Raw genomic sequence first — 13,186 nt, 5'->3', positions numbered from 1 at the left:
ATTGATTAGCATTTTTCCTTCCTTTTGCATAAACTTCCCTATTTTTGTTTTCCAGATAATTGATAATACTATGGTAAAGAAGAATTTCTTAATGACTGCCCCCTTACTGATGGCATCGTTTTGTTCGGCACAGGAAAAGCCGAACGTCGTACTGATTATGGTAGATGATATGGGTTATTCCGATATCGGCTGCTACGGTGGAGAAATACTGACCCCTAATATTGATGCATTGGCATCCAAAGGAGTACGTTTCACGCAATTCTACAATACTTCACGTTCATGTCCCGCCCGGGCTAGTTTAATGACAGGACTATATCAACATCAGGCAGGTATCGGTCAGATGTCCGAAGACCCGTTTAAAAATCCCGGCCAGAAGAGTCCGAATGATTGGGGAGTGCCGGGATACAAAGGATTCCTCAACCGCAATTGTGTCACAATAGCCGAAGTTCTGAAAGAAGGCGGCTACCATACCTATATGGCAGGTAAATGGCATCTGGGAATGCATGGAGAAGAAAAGTGGCCCTTGCAACGGGGATTTGAACGCTTCTACGGAATTTTGGCAGGAGCTTGCAGTTATCTCCGTCCATCGGGAGGACGCGGCTTGACCCTTGACAATACAAAACTTCCGGAGCCGGAAGCACCCTATTATACAACAGATGCATTTACCGATTACGCAATCCGCTTTGTTGATGAACAGAAAGATGACAAACCTTTCTTCCTATATCTGGCATTCAACGCTCCTCACTGGCCGTTGCAGGCAAAAGAAGAAGATATTCAAAAATTCACGAAGATCTATCGTGAGAAAGGATGGGATGAAATTCGTGAAGCAAGACGCAAACGGATGACTAAGTTGGGAATCATTGATCCGAACACAGAGTTTGCCGAATGGGAAAATCGGAAATGGGACGAACTGACAGAGAAGGAAAAAGATGAAGTAGCCTACCGGATGGCCGTTTATGCAGCGCAGGTGCATTGTGTAGATTATAATGTAGGAAAACTGCTGGACTACCTGAAGAAGAATCATAAACTGGATAACACGCTTGTCATGTTCTTGTCCGACAACGGTGCTTGTGCCGAGCCATACGCTGAATTGGGAGGCGGGAAAGTGTCTGAAATCAACAATCCGGCTTGTAGTGTGTTCCCTTCTTACGGAAGAGCATGGGCACAGGTTTCCAATACTCCGTTCCGTAAATACAAATGCCGTTCTTATGAAGGAGGTATTTCTACCCCTCTCATCGTGTCGTGGAAAAGCAATCTGAAGAATAAGAAAGGTGAATGGTGCCGTGTTCCCGGTTATTTGCCGGACATTATGCCGACAATTCTGGAAGCAACAGGAGCCGCCTATCCGGAAACTTATCACGGCGGAAACAAAATATATCCATTGGTAGGCAGTAGCCTTTTCCCTGCTATTCAAAAGAAAGCAGACTCTATACACGAATATATGTATTGGGAACATCAGAACAATAGAGCGATCCGCTGGGGAAACTGGAAAGCAATCCGCGACGAAAAAGGAAAAGAATGGGAATTGTACGATGTGGTTAAAGACCGTACCGAACGTAACAATCTGGCAGAACAGCACCCTGAAGTGCTTACCAAGTTAGTTGCCGAATGGGAGAAATGGGCGAATGCAAACTTTGTATTACCTAAGCATCCAAAGAAATAAATAAAGGAGGAACACAAAATGAATAAATTACTAGTAAGTGCATCCGTAGCCTTGGGAGCTACTAGCCTGTCTTTTGCCCAGCAAACGGAAAAACCGAACTTTCTGTTGTTCATAGCTGACGACTGTTCTCATTATGATCTGGGCTGTTATGGCAGTGTTGATTCGAAGACTCCGAATATCGACCACTTTGCCACACAGGGAGTACGTTTCACACAAGCCTATCAGGCTGTTCCGATGTCATCGCCTACCCGCCATAATCTATATACAGGTGTATGGCCTGTACGCAGCGGAGCTTACCCTAATCACACTTGTGCCAATGAAGGAACATTGAGCGTTGTACATCATCTGCAACCGTTGGGTTATAAAGTCGCGTTGATCGGGAAATCGCATATTGCCCCGAAATCAGTATTTCCTTTCGACCTTTATGTACCTCCTTTGAAAGGTGGGGACTTGAATTTTGAAGCAATTCAGAAATTTATTTCCGATTGCAAGGCGAAAGGCGAACCTTTCTGTCTGTTTGTAGCCTCCAATCAACCGCATACTCCTTGGAATAAAGGCGATGCCTCTCAATTTAATGCGGACAAACTGACACTGCCTCCTATGTATGTAGATATTCCCCAGACACGTGAGTTGTTTACCCATTATCTGGCAGAGATCAATTATATGGATCAGGAATTCGGCAATGTCCTTTCTATTTTAGATAAGGAAAAGATGACGGATAAATCAGTTGTCGTATATTTGAGCGAACAAGGCAACAGCCTGCCTTTTGCCAAATGGACTTGTTATGATGCGGGGGTACACTCTGCCTGTATCGTTCGTTGGCCGGGAGTGGTTAAGCCGGGAAGCGTAAGTGACGCGTTGGTAGAATACGTAGATATTGTCCCTACTTTTGTCGATATAATAGGAGGAAAGCCGCAGGCGAAAGTGGATGGCGAAAGCTTTAAACCGGTATTGACAGGCAAGAAGAAAGCACACAAGAAATATTCTTTCTCCCTTCAGACCACGAGAGGCATCAATGCCGGATCGCCTTATTATGGCATCCGTTCGGCATACGACGGCCGATACAGATATATTGTCAATCTCACCCCGGAAGCTACTTTCCAGAATGTTGAAACAAAATCTCCTTTGTTTAAAGAGTGGCAAAGTCTGGCAGAAACGGATGCTCATGCAAAAGCGATGACCACTAAATACCAGCATCGCCCTGCTATCGAATTGTATGATGTGAAGAACGACCCGTATTGTATGAAGAATCTGGCGGAGGACGCGAAACAAGCTTCTACCATCAGCCGCTTGGATAAAGAGTTGAAACGCTGGATGAAGGATTGTGGAGACGAAGGACAACCTACCGAGATGCGTGCCTTCGAACACATGCCTGGAAAGAGAAAATAAGCCGTCACACATCAAAACGAATGAAACACAGAATGTAATTTATAAATCGTATATCATGAAAAAAGAATTTTTTGGTTTGCTTTGTGGATGTACTCTGCTTCCGGCATTTCTTCATGCGCAGACAGAGCGTCCTAATATTGTGATTGTATTGGCCGACGATTTGGGTTGGGGTGATGTAGGATTTCATGGTAGTGAAATCAAGACTCCCTGTTTGGATGCTCTGGTAGGCGAAGGAGTGGAACTCGAACGCTTTTACACTTCTCCCATCAGTACGCCTACCCGTGCGGGACTGATGACGGGACGTTACCCGAATCGGTTTGGTGTCCGTTCGGCTGTTATTCCGCCCTGGCGTGAGGACGGACTAGATGAGAATGAAGAAACGATGGCCGATATGCTGGCACGTAACGGATATAAGAACAGAGCTATTATTGGTAAATGGCATTTGGGGCATACCAAGAAAGTGCATTATCCGATGAATAGGGGCTTTTCGCATTTCTATGGTCATCTGAACGGTGCGATAGATTATTTCGACCTGACGCGTGAAGGTGAACTGGACTGGCACAACGACTGGGAAACCTGCCACGACAAAGGATATTCTACCGAATTGATAACCAAAGAAGCCATCCGCTGTATCGATGCATACGAGAAAGAAGGTCCGTTTATGTTGTATGTGGCCTATAATGCACCTCATACACCTTTGCAGGCACAGGAAAAAGATATAAAACTCTATACTAACAATTTCGACAGCCTGACACCGAAAGAACAGAAAAAAGCGACTTACAGTGCAATGGTTTCTTGTATGGACAGGGGAATCGGTGCTATTGTAGATGCCTTGAAGAAGAAAGGAATTATGGACAACACTTTCTTTATCTTCTTTAGTGATAACGGCACTGCCGGTGTTCCGGGATCTTCATCAGGACCTTTGCGTGGACATAAATTCGACGAGTGGGATGGAGGCGTACATGCACCTGCTGTTCTTTATTGGAAGAAGGCAGAGAAACAATATAAGAACTTGAGTTCACAGGTGACAGGTTTTGTTGATCTTGTTCCCACATTGAAAGATTTGGTAGGAGATCACAGCCGTCCGAAACGTGAATATGACGGCATCAGCATCCTCCCTGTATTAAACGGTAAAAAGACCTGTATCGACCGCGATTTTTATCTGGGACACGGAGCAGTAGTCAATAAAGACTATAAACTGATTAGAAAAGGTATGAAACCGAGACTGGATTTGAAACAGGACTTTCTGGTTGATTATAAAACAGATCCTTACGAAAAGAAAAATGCCAGCGCAGGAAACGAGAAAATTGTGAAAGCTTTGTATGAGGTTGCCCTGAAATATGACACGATCACTCCTTGTATACCGGAAGTACCTTACGGTAAAGGTCGTGACGGATTCAAAGCTCCTAAAGAATGGAAAGTAGTACGTTGAATCTGTTAACCCTATGAATTGAAAATAATACAAGATGGAAAAATCAATGATTAGTTTATGCCTCCTAGGCGGATTGGCGATAGGAAACGGGTTTGCCCAAACTCCTTCGAAGCCTAATATATTATTAATCATAGCCGATGACTGCTCCTATTACGATATAGGCTGTTTCGGAGCAGTCAACAACAAGACTCCCCATATAGATGCATTGGCTCGACAGGGGATAAAGTTCAACAGTGCGTATAATTCTGTTTCGATGAGTACGCCTACCCGGCATTGTGTTTATACAGGTATGTATCCGATGCATCATGGCGGTTACGCCAACCATAGCTCGGTCAATGCCGATGTAAAATCTCTTCCCACTTATCTGGGAAATCTGGGTTATCGGGTTGGATTGGCCGGGAAGTGGCATATCAAACCTTTGGCTAACTTCCCGTTCGAAGATGTACCGGGATTCCCCAAAGGATGTACAAGCCCAAACACTGATTATCATACCAAAGGTATCGAGAAGTTTATGGAACGTGATGCTTCCCAACCTTTCTGCCTTGTCTTGGCTTCTATTAATTCGCACGCTCCCTGGACAGGTGGTGACGCTTCCATCTTCGATCGGAAGAAACTTCAGTTGCCGCCACAGTTTATCGACACGGAAGTGACGCGTGAATACTATGCCAGATATTTGGCGGAAGTCGGCTTGCTCGATCAGCAGGTGGGTGACGCTATGCAGATTCTGAAAGAAAAGAATCTGCTGCAGAACACTCTTGTCATTTTCATATCCGAGCAGGGTACGCAATTTGCCGGAGCCAAATGGACCAATTGGAGTGCCGGTGTCAAGTCGGCGATGGTGGCTTCCTGGCCGGGTGTCATTAAACCCGGTACGGAGACTTCCGCTATTGTGCAATATGAAGACCTTCTTCCTACATTTATCGATGTTGCAGGCGGAAAGGTGCCTGACGTAATAGATGGAAAGAGTCTGGTAGATGTATTTCAAGGGAAAACAAAGACACACCATAAGTATGCTTATCATGTTCACAACAATGTTCCGGAAGGTCCGGCATATCCAATCCGTTCTATTTCAGACGGACGCTATCGTCTAATCTGGAACTTGACTCCGGAGGAAACATACGTAGAAAAGCATATTGAAAAGGCAGAATGGTATCTCTCGTGGAAAGCACAGGACACGGATCAGGCACATAAAATCATGAATCGCTATAAGAATCGTCCCGAGTTCGAACTATATGATATCAAGAAAGATCCGTTCGAAATGAATAATCTGGCGGATGTGAAGAAATATAGTAAGAAGAAGGCAGAACTGACGATGGAACTGCAAAAATGGATGAAACAGCAAAATGATACCGGAGCTGATAAAGACCGGCCGCGTGCTCCTAAGAATAAGCAGAAGAAAGCAGCCAATGTATAATATTCGTAATGCTACCGCTTGTTGCTCTCTGAAAGAGATTTATCTTTTTTATTTCTCATTTCTTATAAAATCTAGATAATTAGTTTATAATCAGTAATATATAGTATGAGAAATGCTTTCTATACAGGCATTTCTCATGCTTTTTACAGATATTTTAACGAAAAAACGGCTATTTCTCATTCGTTTTTCAATGATTTCTCATACATCTGCCCTGTATTCATCCTGCATTTCTCATACATTTCTCATGATGATTGCATAGACGATGGTTGCTGATCTTATTTACATTGAAAACAGATGAAAGGTACTTATCATTCAAACAACCCTATGCCGGCATGTTTTTCATTCGTTATCGTCCAGTTATTGATAGAGCATCTCCATCGTTCCACTAGAGTGACGAGGGCTGTTCACTAGGGTGCATAGATTCGTTCACTGGAGTGAAAGGACTTGTCTACTGGAGTGGAACGATTGAGATGTCAGTCAGATAATCCGGGCATGTCGGTTGGAAAACATGAAGAGATAGGTTATATCATACACAAACTATAGCTTTAATACATTCAATATATGAATAAACTAATCACAATCTCCTCTGCACTTCTTACAGTTGCTGCTGTAAAAGCGCAAACGCCCAATATCGTATTTATATTGGCGGATGATTTGGGTTATGGAGACATCTCGGCCTTCAATCCCGAATCTAAAATCCATACTCCTAACATTGACAAACTGGCCGAGCACGGGATTGCCTTTACGGATGCCCATGCTTCTTCCGCTTTATCCACTCCTTCCAGATATTCTCTTCTGACTGGAAGGTATCCGTGGCGAACCAAGCTGAAACGAGGTGGTCTTGATGGCGATTCGCCTGCAATGATTGATCCTGAACGTCGCACAATCGCGCAAATGTTTTCAGCGAATGGCTATAATACCGCTTGTATCGGTAAATGGCACTTAGGCTGGGACTGGGGATATACGAACAATGGCAGAAGCATGAAAGATATAGATTTCTCGCTTCCGATCAAGAACGGACCCACCGACAGGGGATTTGATTACTATTTCGGCATACCGGCGTCATTGGATATTTCTCCCTATGTTTATGTGGAAAATAACAAAGCAACCTCTATCCCCGATCATGTGATAGAACCCCAGAAAAAGAATCTGGCATTACTGATGCACGGAGGAATGGCAGGAGCCGATTTCAAGCCGGAAGAATGTTTTCCCAACATCATTCGTCATAGCCTGAACTATATCAATGAGCAGAAAGACAGCAAGAAACCATTCTTTTTATATTTGCCTATTACTGCTCCTCACACCCCTATATTGCCTTCGAAAGAGTTTCAGGGCAAAACCAGTATCGGTCCTTATGGCGATTTCGTAGTCATGATAGACGACATGGTGCGCCAAATCGTAAAAACATTGAAGAAGAACAAGCAACTGGATAATACCATCATTGTCTTTGCTTCGGATAATGGGTGTGCCAGTTATATCGGCGTGAAAGATATGGAAAAGAAAGGACATTTTCCTAGTTACATCTACAGAGGCTACAAAAGCGATATTTACGAAGGCGGACACAGAATTCCCCTTATTGTCTCCTGGAAAGGAAAATATGGGAAAGAGACAAACAACTCTTTAGTTTCATTGATAGACTTTTATGCCACTTTTGCTCAAATGCTTAACCACAATTTGGAGACAGAAGAAGCTGTTGACAGTTACAGTATGTGGCCGATATTGAGTAAGAAAGGTGCTTCTGCGCGTAAGGACTTGGTGCACGAAGCGGGAGAGGGGTATTTGTCTTTGCGTACTTCCCAACTGAAATTGGTATTCTACGGAGGTTCGGGTGGCTCTTCCTATCCTCTCAAACCTTCTGATGTGGCGAAGTTCCCTCCGATGCAATTGTTTGATATCGTGAAAGATCCTTCGGAAAAAGAAAACATTATCGGTGATAAGCGTTACGAAAATGAGGTGAAAGAAATGAAACGGGCTATGAAGCAATATGTAGAGAATGGCCGTTCTACTCCTGGTGAAAAAGTATCGAATGATACGAAGAATAGTTGGAATCAGGTAAAGATCTTCATGCAGGAAGAATAAGCATTTCTGAAAAAGAATATGAATATAAAAAAACAGCACCCTGAATAGACGTCAGAGGTGCTGTTTTAGTTTCAACAAGGAAAAGAGTTATTCTATTTATTATTTATTCAGAGAGTTACAAATCTGTTGGTTGATTTCTCTGACTTTAGCTTCATTCATCTTGATAACTTTACGGTCATAAGTCATCAGACCGTTGATTTCACCTTCTACGTCTGTTGTCTGGGTATATACGGCAGCAGAGAAGCCTTTCCGGATTAATTCCAACAGATGTCTGCCATATTTAATGTATTCGTTCGTTACTTCGTCCGATGTATTGAACTTCACATAACCCCAGTTTTTCTTGTCATTCACCCAAGTGTTTCCTTCTACTACCAAGCCGATACCTCCATATTCACCCAATACGGTAGCGCGTCTCGGATCGTAAAGGAACATGTTCGGACCCGGATAGTGGTGAAGGTCGAGAATATCGCCACAAGTATAGTGATTACCACCACTGGCAGGATTCACCAGGCGGCTAGGATCGTATTCTTTGGTCCATGCTACGATTTCCGGAGTCTTGAATTGTCCCCATGCTTCATTGAAAGGAACCCATACGGCGATACTCGGATAGGAATACAGACAGTCGATGATTTCTTTCCACTCTTTGCGGTAGTTAGCTTCCGAAGCAGCGGAACGAATCACTTCCGTACCGTTGAAATAATTGCGTGCCTGCCACTGTGGACTAGGACCACCGTTCGGCATATCCTGCCATACGATCAATCCTAATTGGTCGCAATGAGTGTACCAGCGTGCAGGTTCTACTTTGACGTGCTTACGTACCATGTTGTAGCCGAAGTCTTTCGTCTTCTTCAAGTCATAAACCAATGCTTCATCTGTTGGTGCAGTATACAAACCGTCAGGCCACCATCCCTGGTCGAGCGGACCGAACTGGAAATAGTCTTTGTTGTTCAATTGCAGGCGAGTGATGCCATTCTGACCCTTGCGGATAGAATATTTACGCATAGCCGTATAACTCTTTACCTGGTCTATTGCTTTTCCGTCTTTATACAGAGTCACTTCCATATTGTAGAGGAAAGGAGAGTCCGGAGACCACAGTTTAGCATTAGCAGGCATTGCCAGTTCAACGGGTACTCCGTTCAACGCTGCACCTTTGGCTACAAGATTCTTGCCATCGAATACTTTTACTTCCACTTTGTCTGCGGAGGTCGTATTGGCAGCAACTTCTACCTTAACAGAATTATTGTCAATATCAGGAGTCGTTTTCAGATTAGTGATGTATTGTGTTGCAACCGGTTCCAACCACACTGTTTGCCAGATACCTGTAACCGGTGTGTACCAAATGCCATGAGGGTTTGCTATTTGCTTTCCTCTGGGTTGTTCGCCACGATCTGAAGGGTCCCATACTTTTACCACCAGGTCATTATTTCCTTTATTAAGTACAGAAGTAATATCGAAATAGAAAGGAGTAAATCCGCCTGTGTGTTCGCCTACTTTTACATCATTCACCCAAACTTCTGCTTTCCAGTCTACTGCTCCGAAGTGCAACAGGATTTGTTTACCACGCCAGTTGGAAGGAACGTCGAAAGTGCGTTGGTACCACAGTTCTTCTTTTTCGTTTATCATTTTGCCTACGCCTGATAAAGACGATTCTACGGCAAAAGGAACAAGAATATCACCCTGGTAAGCGGCAGGTGCAGGAGTACCTTTGGGAGTGATTGCATATTTCCAAAGCCCGTTCAGGTTTTTCCAGTCGTTGCGCTCCATGATAGGACGCGGATATTCCGGCAATACGTTTTTAGGGTCAAGCTGTTCTCCCCACGATGTTTTGATTTTGTCACCGGCAGGTTTCCATTGAGCAAAAGTCGAACCGCATAAAGCCAATGCAAGCAGCATTGTTAGAAAATTCTTTTTCATGTTCATGGTATAAAAATATAGTTAGTTATTAGATATAAATTCTATTAAAAGGATATTGCAAAGAAAGGGGAATTAAAAGTGAATAAAGGAAAATTACCGTTCAAAAAACAGCAAATTCTCTTCTTTTTTATATAAAATCCCGTATAAAGCGGCTTCGGGTAATAGAGAATGGAAGTGATGGTCAGTTTTTGTCCTTTATGGGTTCATGTTAATTAGCGTTTGACTGCTGAATCGTATGAATCAATGTTTTTGTTATTTTTCAGCTATTTTTGTTCCTGATGGTTTGGGCAATATTGTTCCGGTTTTATCCGGTATTCCCAGTATAGGCATCCCATCTTTGTCCCACTCTATTTTTTGTAAACGGGGAGTACGTGAGTCCATTGCACCCGGAGCATCATTCGGTATCTGACGGGCATGATAAAGCATATAACATTCCTTTCCATCCGGTGAAGAGACGAAAGAACTGCCGCCGGGGCCAAAAACTTCATTCTCCGGTTCCTGCTGAAATACGGGTGTCGGATGTTTCTTCCAGGAAGCAGGGTCCAACAGGTTGGCATTGGCGTCTGCTGTTAGCAATCCTACACAATAATAGGGAGTCCAGCTACCGCTGGCGGAATAAAAAATGCATACTTTATCTTTATTCTTCGGCTGAAAGAAATGAGGGGCTTCGTTCACATGGATCGGATAGGCTGTTTTGCTGCCATCGGGATTCACCCATTGACACTCCCATTCATATTCAGGTTTGGAAATCAGAACTCTGTCGGAAGAAAGAGTCCACGGATTTTCCATCGAAGCGATGTAAATACATTGTGTCTCGCTGTCAATTCTTCGTTTTTGCCATCCGCACCAAATCATGTAACGCTGTCCGTTGTGTTCGAAAGTACTCGCATGAATTGCCCAGTTATTATCTTTGTCGGTCGGTATGCGCCCTTTCATGACAAACTTACCCTCTGTAGGAATATCAGCCTCGTTTTCAATCACATAAATCTGGTGATTGTCCATATTACCATCGTCTGCTGCGAAGTAAATATACCATTTGTTATTGATGCGATGCATTTCGGGGGCCCATAAGTGATGGGAATTGCTTGGATCGGTTGGTATCCATACCGGCTTTCTAAGACTGTCATTCAAATTTGTAATGTCACTGGTCTCCCAGAGCATGATTCTGCTTTCAGAGCCTTGCGTATAATAATATTTTCCTTCATAAAAAACAGCCCATGGCTCTGCTCCTCTTTCACGTAGCGGATTTGTATAAGTAGCTCCTGTTACGGCTTCCTTTTCCGGCTCTGTTTTCTTCTTGGGTTGACAGGATGCACAAATAATGATTAAAAGTACGGCTAGTAATAACAATTTGCTTTTCATGGTATTTTTCATTTAATAATGACACTGCAAAGAAAGCACAAAATCCTGATAAATCATCTTTTTTTTGCAGATTGGTTAGTATTTATCCTTAATTGGTTTGTATTTATTGAATTTCTAGTTGTTTTTTCTCATCTTTGTGGCACGAACTTTAAAATTGATATTGTATGAAACTGAAGCACCTTATTCTTCTTAGTGTTATTTGCTGTTCCCAGTCTGTATTTGGACAAAAAGCCAATCAACAACCGAAGACGAGTGGCAATCCTGTATTTCCGGGATGGTATGCCGATCCGGAAGGAATTGTATTTGGGGATGAATACTGGATTTATCCTACGTATTCGGCGCCTTATGACGAACAGACTTTCATGGATGCCTTCTCATCTAAAGACCTGGTGAACTGGACAAAGCACCCGAAAGTGTTATCAAAAGAGAATATTAGTTGGTTTAAACGTGCTTTGTGGGCACCTGCCGTGATTCATGCGAATGATAAATATTATATATTTTTCGGTGCGAATGATATCCAAAGCAATAATGAACTGGGCGGTATTGGTGTAGCTGTGGCCGACAATCCTGCCGGACCATTTAAAGATGCGTTAGGCAAACCTCTGATTGATAAATTTGTAAATGGTGCGCAACCGATCGATCAGTTTGTTTACAAAGACGATGACGGACAGTATTATATGTATTATGGTGGCTGGGGACATTGTAATATGGTGAAACTGGCCCCGGACTTGTTGAGTATCGTACCGTTTGAAGATGGTACCCTTTATAAGGAAGTAACCCCCGAAAAATATGTAGAGGGACCTTTTATGTTGAAACGTAACGGAAAATACTATTTTATGTGGTCAGAAGGCGGTTGGACCGGACCGGATTATTGTGTTGCTTATGCCATTGCCGACTCACCGTTCGGACCCTTCAAAAGAGAAGCAAAAATATTACAGAGAGATCCCAATATTGGAACAGGTGCCGGCCATCATTCAGTTGTAAAAGGGCCGGGAGAGGACGAATGGTACATCATTTATCATCGCCATCCTTTGGGTGAAACGGATGGAAACGCTCGTGTGACCTGCGTTGACCGTATGTACTTTGATAAAGATGGAAAAATAAAACCCATAAAGATGACTTTCGAGGGAGTAAAGGCAAGCCCATTGAAGTAAAATCTGAAAAGTTCAGCCCATCCGTAATTAATATTTTAATAAAGATGGGCTTTTTTTGATTTATTGTTTTATTTTTGTCCTTGTAAATCAAACATACTTATTATAATGAACCCAGATATACACACTCTTTCCGACTCACTTTTGTGGAAAAGGTTTCTCGAGGGAGATTCGAGTGCGTATACCCAAATCTATAATCGAACGGTGCAAGATCTGTTTCGATTCGGACTATTATATACTTCAGACAAAGAATTAATTAAAGATTGCATACATGATGTGTTTGTGAAAATCCACATGAATCGTGCAAAGTTAGCCCCAACAGATAATATTGCAGCTTATTTGACGGTAGCGTTGAAAAACACTCTTTTTAATGCGCTAAAAAAAACAACAGATTCTCTTTCGTTTGATGAAATAGGTGAGAGAGAAGAGACGGTTGACGAATCCCCTTCCACTCCGGAAACTATATATATTAATAATGAACAGGAAAAACAAGTTCAGGCAACCGTGCATACTATGATGTCTGTATTGACGGACAGACAGCGTGAAATTATTTATTATCGATATATCAAAGAGATGAGTATCGATGAAATCAGTAAGGTGACAGACATGAATAATCAATCTGTTTCTAACTCTATTCAACGGGCTTTGGGACGTATCCGGGACTTATTTAAGAGAAAATAAGAGAGAATAATCAGCCTATTTTTCCTATCAATCAAAAAAAAGTGGAAAAAACTTCGGAAAAGGTGAGTATAAAATGAAAGTACAACTGTTATTCATACGTA

At 42.7% G+C, this 13,186-nt stretch carries 9 protein-coding genes; 7 read left to right on the top strand and 2 right to left on the bottom strand.

Annotation, left to right across the window (positions count from 1 at the left end; genetic code table 11):
* Positions 1-70 precede the first annotated feature (70 nt).
* From KSX81_RS09960 to KSX81_RS09940, 5 genes are all read left to right on the top strand, one after another.
* Positions 71-1,663: an arylsulfatase gene (locus KSX81_RS09960; RefSeq protein ID WP_004299519.1), complete on the top strand. Its 1,593-nt coding sequence runs from the start codon at positions 71-73 to the stop codon at positions 1,661-1,663.
* 18 nt (positions 1,664-1,681) lie between these two features.
* Positions 1,682-3,052: a sulfatase gene (locus KSX81_RS09955; RefSeq protein WP_004299520.1), complete on the top strand. Its 1,371-nt coding sequence runs from the start codon at positions 1,682-1,684 to the stop codon at positions 3,050-3,052.
* A 55-nt stretch (positions 3,053-3,107) separates the two neighbouring features.
* Entirely contained in the window at positions 3,108-4,484 is a 1,377-nt protein-coding gene (locus KSX81_RS09950; protein WP_004299521.1) for an arylsulfatase B, read from the top strand.
* 34 nt (positions 4,485-4,518) lie between these two features.
* Complete coding sequence (locus tag KSX81_RS09945; RefSeq protein WP_004299522.1) at positions 4,519-5,898, top strand: sulfatase; 1,380 nt, start codon at positions 4,519-4,521, stop codon at positions 5,896-5,898.
* A gap of 561 nt (positions 5,899-6,459) precedes the next feature.
* The gene (locus tag KSX81_RS09940; RefSeq protein WP_004299524.1) at positions 6,460-7,977 is read left to right on the top strand and encodes a sulfatase-like hydrolase/transferase; all 1,518 of its coding nucleotides are present in this window, start codon (positions 6,460-6,462) and stop codon (positions 7,975-7,977) included.
* Positions 7,978-8,076: 99 nt separating this feature from the next.
* Here KSX81_RS09940 and KSX81_RS09935 read toward each other — a convergent pair whose 3' ends face one another.
* Both KSX81_RS09935 and KSX81_RS09930 read right to left on the bottom strand, forming a co-directional pair.
* Positions 8,077-9,891 carry a glycoside hydrolase family 2 protein gene (locus KSX81_RS09935; protein WP_052587972.1) on the bottom strand — a complete coding sequence of 605 codons (1,815 nt, stop codon included), beginning with the start codon at positions 9,889-9,891 and terminating at the stop codon, positions 8,077-8,079.
* A 252-nt stretch (positions 9,892-10,143) separates the two neighbouring features.
* Positions 10,144-11,253, bottom strand: coding sequence for a family 43 glycosylhydrolase (locus KSX81_RS09930; protein WP_052587961.1), 1,110 nt, complete (start codon positions 11,251-11,253; stop codon positions 10,144-10,146).
* Positions 11,254-11,417: 164 nt separating this feature from the next.
* Here KSX81_RS09930 and KSX81_RS09925 point away from each other — a divergent pair, with 164 nt between their 5' ends.
* Complete coding sequence (locus KSX81_RS09925; RefSeq protein WP_004299528.1) at positions 11,418-12,407, top strand: glycoside hydrolase family 43 protein; 990 nt, start codon at positions 11,418-11,420, stop codon at positions 12,405-12,407.
* Positions 12,408-12,512: 105 nt separating this feature from the next.
* Complete coding sequence (locus tag KSX81_RS09920) at positions 12,513-13,085, top strand: RNA polymerase sigma factor (protein WP_004299529.1); 573 nt, start codon at positions 12,513-12,515, stop codon at positions 13,083-13,085.
* Positions 13,086-13,186: the final 101 nt, after the last annotated feature.

Origin of the sequence: Bacteroides sp. MSK.18.37 (genome assembly GCF_019129155.2) — a bacterium.
Classification (GTDB): domain Bacteria; phylum Bacteroidota; class Bacteroidia; order Bacteroidales; family Bacteroidaceae; genus Bacteroides; species Bacteroides ovatus.
The sequence above is the reverse complement of the archived record's forward strand: the minus strand, read 5'-3'. Positions and strand labels throughout refer to the sequence as shown.